Raw genomic sequence first — 14724 nt, forward strand, 5'->3', positions numbered from 1 at the left:
GTGACGATCGATCCGAACATCCAGGAGATCAACCGCACCATGTGGTCGTACGGCGAGTACCGGCACGTCGCCGACCTGCTGCGGCCCGGCGCCGTCGACCTGGTCGACCGGCTCGCCCCCACCCCGGGCACCGCCCACCTCGACGTCGCCACCGGCAACGGCAACGTCGCGCTGCTGTCCGCCCTGTGCGGCTCCGTGGTCACCGGGCTGGACCTCACCGACGAGTTCTTCCCCGACGCGCGCGAACGGTTCGCGCAGGCCGGCGTCCAGGTGGACCTGCACCGCGGCGACGCCCAGGAACTCCCCTTCGCCGACGCCTCGTTCGACCTGGTGACCTCCACCTACGGCATCCAGTTCGCCCCCGACCACACCGCCGCGGCCGGCGAGATGGCCCGGGTGCTGCGGCCCGGCGGCCGGATCGGCATGTGCAACTGGACGGCCCGCAGCTGGACCGCGCACTTCCAGGCGATCCTCTCCGCCTACTTCGCCTCGCCCAACGGACACCAGGGACAGCCCATGCTGTGGGGGTCGCCGGACTACCTCGGCGAACTCCTCGGCCCCGGCTTCACCGTCACGGCCGAACGCCGCGAACTCTTCTACCCGTTCGGCACGGCCGACGACCTGGTCACCTTCTTCGAGAACTGCTTCGGCCCCTGCATCGCGGCCCGGAACACCATCTCGCCGCCCTCGCGGTGGAAGGAACTGCGGGCGGAGATGGCCGAGATGACCGAGGAATTCCACACCACCGACGAGCGCGGCACCGGCGTGCCCGTCGAATACCTGCTCGTCGTCGCGGAGAAGAAGGAGGACCGGTGACCGGCGTGCCCGAGCGGTACCCGGTGCTCCCGCTGGCGGAAGGCGCGCGCGAACGCGCCCGCGCCACGGCACTGACCCGCGGCGAACCGTACGAACTGGGCGAAGGAGTCCACTCCTACGTCGAACGGCACGCCGCCGAGCACCCGGCCAGGACCGCGATCGACGACGGGCGAACGGCCGTCGGATACGCCGAGCTGGCGGACCGCGCGCGCCGCACCGCCGCACGGCTGGCGGCCGAGGGCGTCGCGCCGGGGCGGATCGTCGCCGTCGGCGGACGGCGCGGCACCGACGTCGTCACGGCCTTCCTCGCACTGGAACTGCTCGGCGCCGTCTACCTGCCGGTCGACGCGGGCTGGCCCGCCGCCCGCGTCGAGTCCCTGCTCGCCGACAGCGGTGCGGTCCTCGCCCTGGTCACCGGCGGACCGGCGGACACCGGGGAAATCGTCAAGGGCGCCCGCGCCGCCGGAGTACCCGTCACGGCACCGGAACCGGCGGACGTCCCGTACACCCGGACGACCCCCGTGGCCCCCGACGAGATCCGCTACGTCCTCTACACCTCGGGGTCGACCGGCCGCCCCAAGGCCGCGATCGTCGAGCACCGGGGCATGCTCAACCACCTGTGGGCCAAGGTCGACGACCTCGGACTGACCGCGGACGACCGGCTGGCCCAGACCGCACCGCTGGGCTTCGACATCTCCGTCTGGCAGATGCTCGCCCCGCTGCTCGTCGGCGGCCGGGTGCAGATCTTCGACGACGAGCGGGCCCAGGACGGCGCCCTGCTGCTGGAGGAACTGCGCGGACGCGGAACCACGGTGCTGGAGACCGTGCCCACCCTGATCCGCTTCCTCCTCGACGCACGGGAGGGCTCGGACCTCCGGCCCGGCGCACTGCGCTGGATGATCGCCACCGGCGAGGAACTGCCGCCCGCCCTGGCCCGGCGGTGGCACGACACCCTGCCGGACGTCCGGCTGCTCAACGCGTACGGCCCCACCGAGTGCTCGGACGACGTCACCCACGCCGTGCTCGGCCCGCCCGCCGACGGAGTGCGCCACCTGCCGATCGGCTCGCCCATCGGGAACGCCGAACTCCACGTGCTGCGCGAGGAGGACGGGCGATGGCACGCCTGCGAGCACGGGGAGGCCGGAGAACTGTTCGTCGGCGGGATCGTCGTGGGCCGCGGCTACCTGGGCGACCCGGACCGCACCGCCCGGGCCTTCTTCACCGACCCCTTCGGCGACGGCGACGGACGCCTCTACCGCACCGGCGACGCCGTACGCGTGCTGCCGGACCGCCAGTTGGAGTACCTGGGCCGGGTCGACCGGCAGGTCAAGCTCGGCGGCGTACGCATGGAACTCGCCGAGATCGAGGCGGTGCTCGGCACCCACCCCTCCGTCGCCGCCTGCGCCGTCACCGTCCACACCCCCGACGACACCGGCGCCCTGGTCGCCCGGGAGAGCGCCCACACCCCGGCGACCGCACCCCCGCCGCGCCTGGTCGCCTACGTCACCCCGGTCGGCGAGGAGATACCCCCGCAGGTGCTCCGCGCCCACCTCGCCGAGCGGCTCCCCGCGCCGATGGTGCCCCACACCTTCGTCGTCCTGCCCCGCATCCCGCTCACCCGCAACGGCAAGACGGACCACCGGGCCCTGCCCGCGCCGCCGCGCCGCGACCGCCCCGGGACCCGGCCGTACATCCCGCCGCGCGGCGCGGCGGAGAGCGCCGTCGCGGACCTCGTCGCCGAACTCCTGGGCACCGGACGGGTCGGCCGGGACGACAGGTTCCTGGAACTGGGCGGCGACTCGCTGCTGGCCATGCGGCTGGTCGCGGCGCTGCGCCGGACGGGATCGGCCGCGAGCCTGCGCGACGTGCTGCGCGACGGCAGCCCCGCCGCGCTCGCCGCCCTCGGCCGCGAGGAGCGGCAACCGGCCGGCGCCCCCGCCGGGCCGCCCGGGGACCGGCCGCGGACCCGGCCGCTCACCCCGCAGCAGGCCGGGGTCTACTTCCACTGGCGGCTCGACCCGCTCAGCCCCTACTACAGCTACCAGGGGTCCCTGGAACTCGACGGCCCCCTGGACCCGGCACGGCTGGCGCGGGCCTGGCACCTGCTGCTCGGCGAGAACCCGCTGCTGCTCGCCCGGTTCCGGGAGACCGACGGGGCGGACGGGCAGGAAGTGGTGCACCACTACCCGCACTGGGAGGTGCCGCTGCCCGACCGCGCCCGGGACGTCACCGCGGACGAGTTCCGCGCCGAGGCCGCCCGGGAGGCGGCCCGGCCCTTCGACCTCCTGACCGAACCGGCCCTGCGGACCGAACTGTTCCGCCTGCCCGACGGGCAGCACCGGCTCCTGGTCACCATGCACGAACTGCTCCTCGACGGCTGGGGCGCCACCGTGCTCTTCCAGCGCCTCGCCGAGCTGTACGAACGGCCTCCCGCCGGACCCGACCCCGAACGCGCCGCCCGGTACGACCGCTATCTGGACCACCTGACGGAGCTGCTGGCCACCGAGGAGGTGGCCGAGGCGGGGGAGTACTGGCTCGACCGGCTCTCCGGGGACCTCCCGGTGCTGCGGATCGAGCAGAAACAGCGGCCCGTCGCCCCCACCTACCGGGGCGAGATCACCGAGACGGTCCTCGACGAGACCCTCTCCCGGCGGCTGCGCGCCACCGCGCTGGCCGCGTCCGCCACCGCGTTCGTCCCGCTGCTGGCCGCCTACGCGCTCGCCCTGAGCTACTACGGCGACACCGACGAGGTGATCGTCGGCGCCCCGATGGCGGGCCGGGAACGACCGGAGACCGCCGAGGTGCCGGCCTTCGTGCTCGCCATGCTGCCACTGCGGCTGCGCGTCGAACCGGCCGCGACCCTGGAGGAGTTCACCGCACAGGTGCGGGAGACGGTGTACGAGGCGTACGCCGCGGCCGACCACCCCTTCGGCTGGACACTGCGACGGCTGCCCGCCGCGACCCGCAGTTCGTCGGCGACCCCGGTCTTCCAGACCATGCTCAACATGCTGCCGTACCCGGCACGCGTCACCACCGCGTCGGACGTCACCTTCCGCTTCGTCGAACTCGACACCGGATACACCAAGTACGACTGCGCCCTCTACGTCCAGCCGCACGGCCCGGACCGGCTGCTGTTGCAGTACGCCTACCAGCGGGAACTGCTCGACGCCCCGGCCGCCCGCAACGTACTGCAATCCACCCTGATCGCGCTGCGGGCCCTCACCGACCCGGAGCGCGCGGGGCACACCACCGTCCGTTCCCTCGATCTGCTGCCCGGAGACGATCACCGATGACCCCGCCGACCCTGCTGGAACTCTTCGCCGAACAGGTCGAGGCCCGCCCCGGGGCCGTGGCCCTGCGCCACGCCGGCACCGACATCACCTACCGCGAACTCGACGAGTGGAGCGGCCGGCTGGCCGCCCGGCTCGTCGCCAGGGGCACCGGCCCCGGCTCGCTGGTGGCCCTCGCCGCCCAGCGCGGCCCCGCCGCCGTCGCCGGAGTCCTCGCCGTGCTGAGGACCGGCGCCGCCTACCTCGGGCTGGACCCCGCCACCCCCGTGCGGCGACAGCGCCGGATGGTGGAGGAGACCGGACCGCACTGCGTGCTGGCCGAACCCGGCCTCGACCGGTTCCCCACCCTGGACGCCCCCCGCGTCACCCTCGCCCCCCTCACCGAGGGGCCGCTGCACCGGGCACCCGAGCAGGAGCCCGACGACGACGCGCTGTTCCACGTCGTCTACACGTCGGGGACGACCGGAAACCCCAAGGGCGTGCGCATCAGCCACCGTTCGGTCCGCGGCCGGCTGGAGTGGATGTGGCGGGACCACCCCTTCCCCGCCGACGCGGTGCTCGCCGTCCAGAAGTCCCTCGCCCTGGTCGCCTCGCCCTGGGAACTGCTGGGCGGACTGCTGAAGGGCGTCCCGTCCGTGGTGCTCGGCACCGACGAACTACTCGACCCGGTGCTGTTCGCCGCCGCCGTCGAGCAGGAACGGATCACCCACCTCTTCCTGACCCCGCAACTGATCGCCGGACTCCTGGAGGAGAGCGCGAAACACCCCGGCGGACACCGGCCCGCCCTGGTCACCAGCGGCGCCGACACCCTGCCCGTGGCCACCGTCCTGCGCTTTCGCGAGGTCTGGCCCGACGCCACCCTGCTCAACCTCTACGGCATGACGGAGACCGCCTCCAACGTCGCCGCCTACGACACCGCCCTCCTGCCGGACGACGCCGAACGCGTCCCCGTCGGCAGCCCCGTCGCGGGCGCCTCGCTCTCGGTCCGCGACCGGCTCGGCCGACGGCTGCCGCCCGGCGTGACCGGCGAGGTCTGGGTCTCCGGCCCGCCCCTGGCCCTCGGCTACGTCGGCGGCGACGGCGACGGCCGGTTCGTCACGGACGACACCGGGGCGACGCACTACCGGACCGGCGACCGGGGCCGCCTGCTCCCGGACTCCGCACTGGAGATCACCGGCCGCACCGACAACCAGATCAAGATCCGCGGCTACCGCGTCGAACTGGAGGAGATCGAGGCCACCCTGCGCAAGGCGCCCGGCGTCACCGACGCGGGCGCGTACGCGCAGAGCGCGGACGACGGGACGAGCATCGTCGCCTGCCTCACCTCCGACGAGGAGACCGACCCCGCCGCCCTGCGCGCGTACCTGCGCGACCGGCTGCCCGACTACATGCTGCCCGCCCGCGTCCAGCAGCTCCCGCACCTCCCGCTGAACACCAACGGCAAACTGGACCGCGCCGCCCTGCGCACGCTCGTGGCCGGCATCGGACAGGAACGGACGAGCGGATTCACCCCGGCCGACGACACCGAGGCCGCCGTCGCCGCCCTCTGGCAGGAACTGCTCGGCGCACCGCCCGCCTCGGCGGACCAGAACTTCTTCGACGCCGGGGGCCACTCCCTGCTCGCCGTGCGGCTCGCCAACCGGCTCGCGGGCACGGCGGGCCGCCGGGTACCGCTGCGCCGCATCCTCGGCGCGCCCACCGTCACCGCCATCGCCGCCCTGTGCCGCGAGATCCGGCAGGAGGAGCAGATATGAACGGCCCCTGGCTGAGCATGCCGGACGAGCGGTCGCGGTCCACCCCGGCCACCACCCTCGCCGTCTGCTTCGCACCCACCGGTGCCCACGGTTCCTCGTTCGCGCCGTGGCACGGCCGCCTCCCCGAGGACACCGCCCTCGTGCTCGTCACACCCCCGGGCCGGGGCAGCCGCGTCGACGAGGAACCCGTCACCGACATGACGGCCTACGCGGACGCCGTGGCGGCCGGGATCCGCGAACTGCGCGGCGGGCGGCGGCTGGTGCTGATCGGCGTCAGCCTCGGGGCGCTGCTGGCGTACGAGACGTGCCGCCGGCTCCTCGACGCCGGGGTGCCGGTCGCGCGGCTGTGCGCGGTGGCCGGGCAGTGCCCCGGTGACTTCGACGGCCACGGCCACGACGTCACCGTCGAGGACGCCCGCGCCTTCGTCGTCGGGACCGGACTGACCGACCCGGAACTGCTGGCGGACCCCGAGTTCGAGGAGGTGCTGCTGCCGCCGGTGATCGCCGACCTCCGGCTGGCCGCGGGGTACGACGGCCGCCGGGGCCCCCTGCCGCAGGTCGACCTGCGCGCGGTGTGGGCCACCGAGGACCCGCACGTGCCCGAGGTCACCGTGCGCCGCTGGGCCGAGTGGACCCGCGGCACGTGCACCATGGCGTCCGTCGAGGGCGGCCACTACGCCCACCGGGAGAACCCGGCGGCGGTCCTCTCCGCCTGCCTGGACGGCCTGCCGGGAGGCGGACCCTCACGCCGCTCGGTGCTCGGCGCCGGGGCGACGGCGGTGGCGGGCACCGTGCTGGGAATCGGCGCGGTGGCGTCGGCGCCGTCCGGGGCGCGGGCCGCCACCGCCACCACGACGGGCGGTGCCGTCTTCGACGGCGACCCCACCGACCCCGTGGACCTGGCCGTGGCCATGATCCGGCAGAACACCAGCAACCCCGGCGACGGCGCGGTCACCCTGCCGCTCGCCCGGATGCTCCAGGACCTCTTCCGGGCCGCCGGCGTCGACACCGAGATCGTGCCCACCCCGAAGGAGGGCAACGTCCACTTCTTCGCCCGCGTGCCCGCCGGCGGCCCGGCCCGCAAGGAACCACTGGTCCTGCTCGGCCACTCCGACGTGGTGCCCGCCATCGGCGACACCTGGAGGACCGACCCCTTCGCCGGTGCGATCGAGGACGGCAAGCTGTACGGCCGCGGCTCGCTCGACATGAAGGGCGTCAACGCCGCCTTCGTCGCCGCCCTGCTGCGCCACGTCCGCGAGGGCACGGCCTTCGACCGCGACATCGTCTTCTGGTCCGACTGCGACGAGGAACAGGGCCCCTACGGCGTGCGCTGGTTCCTCACCGAACACCCCGGCCGGGTGGCGGCGGGCGCGGTCGTCACCGAGGGCGGCTGGGTGCTCAACCAGCGCGACGGCACGACGCCCATGATCGCCTCGCTCACCTGCAACGACAAACGCTCCCTGCTGCTGCGCCTGGAGACCTCCTCCTACGCCACCCACACCTCCAAGCCGTTCACCGGACAGGCGGTGGTCCGGCTGGGCGAGGTGCTCGACCTGCTGGGGGAGTGGCGCGCCCACATCCGCCCCAACGCGCTGTCCCGGCGGTACTTCGCGGAGCTGGCCGAGGCCACCACCGACCGGCCCTTCGCCGAAGCGCTGAGGGAGATGCTCGACGCCCGCACGGAGCAGCAGCGGGACCGGGCGGGCGAGGCGGTGGTGCGGCTCAGCGAGACCCCGGAGCTGCACAACGCGATGCTGCGGACCACGCTCGCCTTCACCGCGGCGCAGTCCGGCTACTACCCGAGCATCGTGCCGGGCACCGCGACCGCGGACTTCCGGGTCGCCTTCCTGCCCGGGGCCGAGGACCCCGGACGCACCGTCGCCGAACTGCGCTCGCTGATCGGCAACCGGGCGAAGCTGACCGTCGTCGGGAACCCGGGCGAGAGCGAGCAGCAGGCCCTGGACCGGCTGCGCGGCTATCTGGCCACGCCCGACTCCGACCACGACACGGACGTCTTCCGCGCCTGGCAGGACGCCGTGCGCCGGACCCATCCGGGGGTACGGGCCACCCCCTGCCAGTTCGAGGCCGTCACCAGCGCCGTGCCGTTCCGGGAACAGCGGGTGCCCGTGTACGGCATGTACCCGTTCACCGTGAACCGGGACATGCTCAAGCGCATGCACGGCACCGACGAGCACATCGGGGTCGAGGCGCTGCGGCAGGGCACCGAGACCGTCTACCAGCTCCTGGCCGGGCTGCGCGCGGGGGGCTGAGCCCGGACGCGCCGTGCGGACGGACCCGGCCGGGCCCGCCCGCACGGCGCCGTCGGACCGTCACCCCACGCTGACCCAGTCGAGGGTGCGCTCCACGGCCCGCTTCCAGTTCGCGTAGCCCTCCGCCCGCCGCTCCTCGCTCCACTGCGGCTCCCAGCGCTTCGACTCCTGCCAGTGCTCGCGCAACTCGCCCTGGTCCTGCCAGAACCCGGTGGCCAGCCCGGCCGCGTAGGCGGCACCGAGCGCGGTCGTCTCGGCGACGACCGGCCGGCTGACGGGGACGCCGAGGACATCGGCCTGGATCTGCATGCACAGGTCGTTGGCCGTGACCCCGCCGTCGACCTTGAGCACGTCGAGGTGGACCCCGGAGTCCTGCTCCATCGCCTCCACCACGTCCCGGCTCTGGTAGCAGATGGCCTCCAGGGTGGCCCGCGCCAGATGGCCGTTGGTGTTGTACCGGGCCAGGCCCACGATGGCGCCCCGCGCGTCGGAGCGCCAGTACGGGGCGAAGAGGCCGGAGAAGGCCGGCACGAAGTACATCCCGCCGTTGTCCTCGACCGTCCGGGCGAGGTGCTCGCTCTCGCGGGCGTTGGAGATGATCTTCATCTGGTCCCGCAGCCACTGCACCGCGGAGCCGGTGACCGCGATGGAGCCCTCCAGGGCGTAGACCGCCGGGCTCTTCCCGAACTGGTAGGCGACCGTGGTGAGGAGGCCGTGCCGCGACCGGATGAGCTCGGTGCCGGTGTTGAGCACGAGGAAGTTGCCGGTGCCGTAGGTGTTCTTCGCCTCGCCCGGTTCGAAGCACACCTGCCCCACGGTGGCCGCCTGCTGGTCGCCGAGCACCCCGGTGATCGGGATCGCGGCCCGCAGGGGGCGGGAGGTGCGGGCGCAGCCGTACGCCTCCGGGTCGGAGGAGGGGTTGATGGCCGGGAGCATCGCGCGGGGGATGCCGAAGATGCCCAGCAGCTCGTCGTCCCAGTCGAGCGTCTCCAGGTTCATCAGCATCGTCCGGCTGGCATTGGTCACGTCGGTGGCGTGGACGCCGCCGTCGGGACCGCCGGTGAGGTTCCACAACACCCAGCAGTCGGTGTTCCCGAACACCGCGTGTCCCCGCTCCGCCGCCTCGCGGACCCCCTCGACGTTGTCGAGGATCCACTTGATCTTCCCGCCGGAGAAGTACGTGGCCGGGGGGAGCCCCGCCTTGCGCCGGATGACCTCGCCGTGGCCCTCGTTCTCCAGGGTCTGGGCGATCGCGTCGGTACGGGTGTCCTGCCACACGATGGCGTTGCAGTACGGGCGGCCGGTGCGCGGGTCCCACACGACGGTCGTCTCGCGCTGGTTGGTGATCCCGATGGCATCGAGGTCCGTGCCGCTCAGGCCCCCGGCGCGCAGGGCGTTCTGCATCACCGAGTTGGTGCGCTCCCAGATCTCCACCGGGTCGTGCTCCACCCAACCGGGGCGGGGCAGGATCTGTTCGTGCTCCAACTGGTGCTTGGCCACTTCGTTTCCGTCGTGATCGAAGATCATGAAGCGGCTGCTGGTGGTGCCTTGGTCCACCGCGCCGATGAAGTCCGCCATGGCGTGCTTCCTCTCCTGGATCGGGGCCGGTGAGGGCGCCGGGTGTCACTGCTCCACCGGGTGCCGTCTCTTCACCGGGTGTCACTTCTCCGGCGGTACGGGGAGGGTCCCCTCCGGCTCCGGTTCCGGCGAGGGCAGGAACCGGGTGATGAAGACCTTGTAGAAGAACGCCCCCACCAGGCCGCCGATGAGCGGGCCCACGATCGGCACCCAGAAGTAGAGGTTTCCGTACTGGTCGCGCCATGCCCCTCCGTAGCCGGTGAGGAAGCTCGCGAGCCGGGGCCCGAGGTCACGGGCCGGATTGATGGCGTACCCGGCGTTGGTGCCGAACGCCATGCCGATGGCCACCACGATGAGCCCCACGACGAACGGGCCGAGATTGGCGCCCGGCGGGTTGTTGAGGAGGTCGGTGACGGCGAAGATCAGCAGTACGAGGATCGCCGTGCCGATGACCTGGTCCCGGAAGGCCCCCCACTCGTGCACCGGGAGTGCGGTGTTCCCGTTGGCGGGCAGGGTGGAGAACACGATCTGCGTCTTGAGGGTGTGCCCGGGGTCGGCCTTCGCCAGTGCCTCCGTGTAGTTCCAGCGCACCAGCAGCGCCGCGACGAACGCGCCTGCGAACTGGGCGATGGAGTAGGGCGCCACTTTTCTCCAGGGGAAGTCCTTGAAGGCGGCGAGCGCGAGGGTCACTGCGGGATTGAGATGGGCCCCGCTCAGCCGGCCCGCCACGTAGACGCCCAGGGTGACTCCGAGGCCCCAGGCCCAGGCGATGCTGTCGTGGTTGCCGAGGCCGCCCGGCGGGTCGGTGAGCGCACCGCCCGCGACGACCTGGGCGACGACGCCACAGCCGAAGAGAATGAGGATCATCGTGCCGAGGAACTCCGCGGAGAGTTCCCCGACGAGTCCCGACCGCTTGAGCCGCTCCATGAAGGGATCTCGCTTCCTGTCGATTCACGACCTCTGCGGCATAGATCCAGATATGAGCGTAAACGGGGGCAATTGAATCCGCACTCGGTGGTGCGACCCCCGGGGGTGCGCGCCGGATCGCGGTGCGGCCGGGGCGTTGCCGCCCGGGCGGGGCGCGCGGAACACGCCCTATGGGCAGTCCACGTCGACGTGGTCGAAGAGCTTCACCATGTTGCCGAGCACCCGCACGCAGGCCGTCACTTCGGCATCGGTGAGATCCCCGCCCACCTGGCGCAGCAGGGACTGCTCGCGGGCGAGCGCGGAGGTGATCGCCGCCCGGCCGGCCTCGGTCGGGCGGATCAGCGGCGACCGTTGGTGGGCCGGGTTGGGAACGGCCTCGACGAGCCGCGCCGCCGCGGCGTCGTTGACCATGCGCTGCACGAACTGCCGGCTCAGCGCCTGCGCGCGCCCCATCTGCGGGACCGTCATGGGCCCGTTCTCGTGCAGCAGGTCCAGGACGGCGCGCACACCGACGGACAGGCCCTCGATCGGGGCGTTCTGTTCCACCTTGCGCTGCACACGCCGGTAGAGCGGGCCGACCAGGGCGAAGACCTCCGTGAGTCGCCGGGCGAGCTCCTCGGGAGGCAGGGGGCGTTCGGATTCGGTCACTCGGCCATCATGACACCTTGGTTGCCAAGCCGTCGGACGAATGGCACCTTGGTTGTCATGACTGCTGCTTCCGACCTGACTTCCTTCGAGACCGGGGACGGCCCTCTCGTGTACCGCGACGCCGGGCGCGGCCCGCTGCTGGTGCTGCTGCACGGCGGCTTCCTGGACCACGGGATGTGGGACGACCAGGTGCCGGACCTCGCCCGGACCCACCGGGTGATCGTGCCGGACGCCCGTGGGCACGGGGGATCGTCCAACGCGAGCGAGCCGTTCCGGCACACGGACGACCTGGCCGCGCTGCTGCGCCGGCTCGACGCCGGGCCCGCCGTCCTGGCCGGGGTGTCGATGGGCGCGGCCACCGCGGTCGACACCGCGCTCGAACACCCGGACCTGGTCCGCGCATTGGTCGTCAGCGGCGCGGCCACGAGCGAGCCCGAGTTCCACGACCCCTGGTCCAAGGAGGTCCTGGCCGCACAGGTCCGCGCCCTGGGCGAGGGCGATGTGGAGGGCTGGGTCGACGCCTTCATGCTCTTCGCCGCGGGCCCGCACCGCACGCTCGACGCCGTCGACCGCGCCGTCGTGCGGCGGCTGCGCGACATGACCTTCCGGACGCTGTCCAAGCACCGGGCCGACGAGCCGGACCTGCGCGTTCCGGTCCCCGGCACCTGGGCGCGGGCGGCGGGGATCGAGGTCCCGGTGCTGGCCGTCCACGGCTCCGTCGACTCGGCCGACCACCTCGCCATGGCCCGGCGCCTGGTGGAAACGGTCGCCGACGGGCGCGAGGCGACCGTCGAGGGCGCCGCCCACTACCCCAACATGGAACGGCCGGACGCCTTCGGCGAGATCCTCCGCGACTTCCTGGCGGCCGTGCCCGCCGGATGACGCGGACGGCGGGGGAGGGCGGCGGGGCCCGCGGACTCAGCCGACGGGGGAGGGTGCCGCGTCATCGGCCCCCGCGACGGCCTGCGACGGGGCGTCGTGGAGGCCCAGACGCAGGTGCTCGACGTGGAAGAGGGCCTGGTCGAGCAGTTCGGCCACATGGTTGTCGTACAGGGCGTAGATCACCGAGCGGCCCCGGCGCTCGCCCGTGACCAGGCCGAGGTTGCGCAGCAGCCGCAGCTGGTGGGAGCAGGCGGACTGCTCCATGCCGACCGCGTCCGCGAGTTCCGTCGCGGGGCAGGGGCCCTCCTGGAGGCGGGCGAGGATGCGCAGCCGGGACGGAGTGGCGAGGGCCTGGAGGGTGGACGCCACATCCGTGGCCCCCACCGCGTCGAGGCGCTCGCGCGCGGTGGCGGCAGTGTTCGCGTCAGCTCCGTGGCCCATGCGCTCATCCTACGGAGATGTATACATGAATGAGTGTTCATGTGATCCTGTATGGTGCGGAGGTCGAACCGCTCCGCCCGCTCGCGTGGAGGATCACCGCCCATGTCTTTCACCCTCACCCGTCCGGCCCCGCCCGCCGGTCCCGTCCGGGACGCGGTCGCCGCCCGCCGCACCCGCCTCCTGGCCCTGGGCGAGGTCCGCTGGGCCGCCGGCGCCCTGGCCCTGTTCCTGACGGCCCTGCCCCTGCACCTGCTCGGCGCGCCGTGGTGGACCTGGGGCCCGCTGTACGCGCTCACCTACGCCGCGGGCGGCTGGGAGCCGGGCCGGGAGGGCCTGAAGGCGCTCCGGGAGAAGACGCTGGACGTGGACCTGCTGATGGTGGTCGCCGCCCTCGGCGCGGCCGCGATCGGACAGGTGCTGGACGGCGCCCTGCTGATCGTCATCTTCGCCACCTCGGGCGCCCTGGAGGCATTCGCCACCGCCCGGACGGCGGACTCGGTGCGCGGACTGCTCGACCTCGCGCCCGACACGGCCACCCGCCTGCTCGCCGACGGTGCCGAGGAGACCGTTCCCGCGCGGGAACTGCGGGTCGGGGACGTGATCCTGGTACGTCCCGGCGAGCGCGTCGGGGCCGACGGCCGGGTGCTCGACGGAACGAGCGAGGTGGACCAGGCGACCATCACCGGCGAACCGCTGCCGGCGCCCAAGGAACCGGGCGCCGAGGTCTTCGCGGGAACCCTGAACGGCACCGGGGCGCTGCGGGTGGCCGTGGAACGCGACCCGTCCGATTCGGTGATCGCCCGGATCGTCGCCATGGTCGAGGAGGCGTCCGGCACGAAGGCGCCCACCCAGCTGTTCATCGAGAAGGTCGAGCAGCGCTACTCGATCGGCATGGTGGCGGCCACCGTCGCCCTGTTCGCACTGCCCCTGGCCTTCGGCGCGGCCCTGCAGCCGACGCTGCTGCGGGCGATGACCTTCATGATCGTCGCCTCGCCGTGCGCCGTGGTCCTGGCCACCATGCCGCCGCTGCTCTCCGCGATCGCGAACGCCGGACGGCACGGGGTGCTGATCAAGTCGGCCGTGGTGATGGAGCGCCTCGGCCAGGTCGACGCCGTGGCCCTCGACAAGACCGGCACCCTGACCGAGGGCACTCCCCGCCTCACCGACATCCGCCCGCTCGCCGGCCCGGGCCTGACCGAGGACGCCCTGCTCGCCCTGGCGGCGGCCGCCGAACACCCCAGCGAACACCCCCTCGCCCGCGCCGTCACCGAAGCCGCCCGGACCCGGGGGCTCGACCTGCCCGCCGCCGAGGACTTCGCCTCGGCACCCGGCACCGGCGTCACCGCCACCGTGGACGGCCGCACGGTCGCCGTCGGAGCCCCCGCCCGGCTGCCCGTCACCACCACCGGCCACGAGGAGGAGGCGGCCGAACTCGCCGCACGCCTGGAGGAGGACGGCCGCACCGCCGTGCTCGTCGTCCTCGACGGCACACCCGTCGGCGTCCTCGGCATCGCCGACCGCCTGCGCGCGGACGCCCGCACCACCGTCGAACGCCTCACCGGCCTCACCGGCAGCGCGCCGGTACTGCTCACCGGCGACAACCCGCGCGCCGCCGCCCGCCTGGGAGCCGAAGCCGGGATCGACGACGTCCGGGCCGGCCTGCTGCCCCAGGACAAGGTCCACGCCGTCGAGGAACTGGAGGGCGCCGGCCGGAAGGTGCTCGTGGTCGGCGACGGGGTCAACGACGCCCCGGCGCTGGCCGCGGCCCACACGGGCATCGCCATGGGCCGGGCGGGTTCCGACCTCGCCCTGGAGACCGCCGACGCCGTCGTCGTCCGCGACGAACTCGCCGCCGTACCCACCGCCGTGGCCCTCTCGCGCCGCTGCCGCCGCCTCGTGGTGCAGAACCTCGTGATCGCGGGCGTGTTCATCACCGGACTCGTCATCTGGGACCTGGTGGGCACGCTGCCGCTCCCGCTGGGCGTCGCCGGGCACGAGGGCTCCACGGTCCTCGTCGGACTCAACGGCCTGCGCCTGCTGCGCGACGCTGCCTGGACCCGCGAGGCGGACGCCCTTCGCCGGAGCGATGGCGCCACCGCCTGATCCACCGCCGAACAC

Annotated in this window: 10 protein-coding genes; 6 read left to right on the forward strand and 4 right to left on the reverse strand. The window is 73.4% G+C overall.

The genetic code is table 11. The annotated features are described in order from the left end of the window. The 4 genes from ACFYW1_RS33800 to ACFYW1_RS33815 are packed head-to-tail and all read left to right on the forward strand — an operon-like array spanning position 1 to position 8130. Positions 1-816, forward strand: a complete 816-nt coding sequence (locus ACFYW1_RS33800; RefSeq protein WP_389002056.1) for a class I SAM-dependent methyltransferase — start codon at positions 1-3, stop codon at positions 814-816. Further along, positions 813-4109 carry an amino acid adenylation domain-containing protein gene (locus ACFYW1_RS33805; protein WP_389002059.1) on the forward strand — a complete coding sequence of 1099 codons (3297 nt, stop codon included), beginning with the start codon at positions 813-815 and terminating at the stop codon, positions 4107-4109. Before ACFYW1_RS33800 ends, ACFYW1_RS33805 begins: the two co-directional genes overlap by 4 nt. Next, complete coding sequence (locus ACFYW1_RS33810) at positions 4106-5860, forward strand: amino acid adenylation domain-containing protein (protein WP_389002062.1); 1755 nt, start codon at positions 4106-4108, stop codon at positions 5858-5860. The genes ACFYW1_RS33805 and ACFYW1_RS33810 overlap by 4 nt, the downstream gene beginning before the upstream one ends. Continuing rightward, on the forward strand, positions 5857-8130 hold the full coding sequence (locus ACFYW1_RS33815; RefSeq protein ID WP_389002065.1) for a M20/M25/M40 family metallo-hydrolase: 2274 nt from the start codon (positions 5857-5859) through the stop codon (positions 8128-8130). The genes ACFYW1_RS33810 and ACFYW1_RS33815 overlap by 4 nt, the downstream gene beginning before the upstream one ends. Positions 8131-8190: 60 nt before the next feature. On the opposite strand, the gene glpK is transcribed toward ACFYW1_RS33815, so the two are convergent. From glpK to ACFYW1_RS33830, 3 genes are all read right to left on the reverse strand, one after another. Further along, positions 8191-9708, reverse strand: coding sequence for a glycerol kinase GlpK (gene glpK, locus ACFYW1_RS33820; RefSeq protein ID WP_389002068.1), 1518 nt, complete (start codon positions 9706-9708; stop codon positions 8191-8193). Positions 9709-9789: 81 nt separating this feature from the next. Beyond that, positions 9790-10635, reverse strand: coding sequence for an MIP/aquaporin family protein (locus tag ACFYW1_RS33825; RefSeq protein ID WP_389002071.1), 846 nt, complete (start codon positions 10633-10635; stop codon positions 9790-9792). A 168-nt stretch (positions 10636-10803) separates the two neighbouring features. After that, positions 10804-11283: a MarR family winged helix-turn-helix transcriptional regulator gene (locus ACFYW1_RS33830; protein ID WP_389002074.1), complete on the reverse strand. Its 480-nt coding sequence runs from the start codon at positions 11281-11283 to the stop codon at positions 10804-10806. 57 nt (positions 11284-11340) lie between these two features. On the opposite strand from ACFYW1_RS33830, the gene ACFYW1_RS33835 reads away from it, so the two are divergent. Then, positions 11341-12165, forward strand: a complete 825-nt coding sequence (locus ACFYW1_RS33835; RefSeq protein WP_389002077.1) for an alpha/beta fold hydrolase — start codon at positions 11341-11343, stop codon at positions 12163-12165. A 36-nt stretch (positions 12166-12201) separates the two neighbouring features. Here the strand turns inward: ACFYW1_RS33835 and ACFYW1_RS33840 are convergent, their stop codons facing one another. Continuing rightward, on the reverse strand, positions 12202-12606 hold the full coding sequence (locus ACFYW1_RS33840; protein WP_389002080.1) for an ArsR/SmtB family transcription factor: 405 nt from the start codon (positions 12604-12606) through the stop codon (positions 12202-12204). A gap of 102 nt (positions 12607-12708) precedes the next feature. Between ACFYW1_RS33840 and ACFYW1_RS33845 the strand changes: the two genes are divergently transcribed. Next, complete coding sequence (locus tag ACFYW1_RS33845; RefSeq protein ID WP_389002083.1) at positions 12709-14709, forward strand: heavy metal translocating P-type ATPase; 2001 nt, start codon at positions 12709-12711, stop codon at positions 14707-14709. The last annotated feature ends 15 nt before the right edge of the window (positions 14710-14724 follow it).

The sequence above is a fragment of the Streptomyces sp. NPDC002669 genome (genome assembly GCF_042889165.1).
In the GTDB taxonomy this organism is placed as follows: domain Bacteria; phylum Actinomycetota; class Actinomycetes; order Streptomycetales; family Streptomycetaceae; genus Streptomyces.

Bases quoted from the DNA above. Each gene is read 5' to 3' on its own strand.
- ACFYW1_RS33845 (WP_389002083.1), top strand. From the start codon at position 12,709: ATGTCTTTCACCCTCACCCGTCCGGCCCCGCCCGCCGGTCCCGTCCGG.
- ACFYW1_RS33815 (WP_389002065.1), top strand. From the start codon at position 5,857: ATGAACGGCCCCTGGCTGAGCATGCCGGACGAGCGGTCGCGGTCCACC.
- glpK (WP_389002068.1), bottom strand. From the start codon at position 9,708: ATGGCGGACTTCATCGGCGCGGTGGACCAAGGCACCACCAGCAGCCGC.
- ACFYW1_RS33825 (WP_389002071.1), bottom strand. From the start codon at position 10,635: ATGGAGCGGCTCAAGCGGTCGGGACTCGTCGGGGAACTCTCCGCGGAG.
- ACFYW1_RS33840 (WP_389002080.1), bottom strand. From the start codon at position 12,606: ATGGGCCACGGAGCTGACGCGAACACTGCCGCCACCGCGCGCGAGCGC.
- ACFYW1_RS33835 (WP_389002077.1), top strand. From the start codon at position 11,341: ATGACTGCTGCTTCCGACCTGACTTCCTTCGAGACCGGGGACGGCCCT.
- ACFYW1_RS33810 (WP_389002062.1), top strand. From the start codon at position 4,106: ATGACCCCGCCGACCCTGCTGGAACTCTTCGCCGAACAGGTCGAGGCC.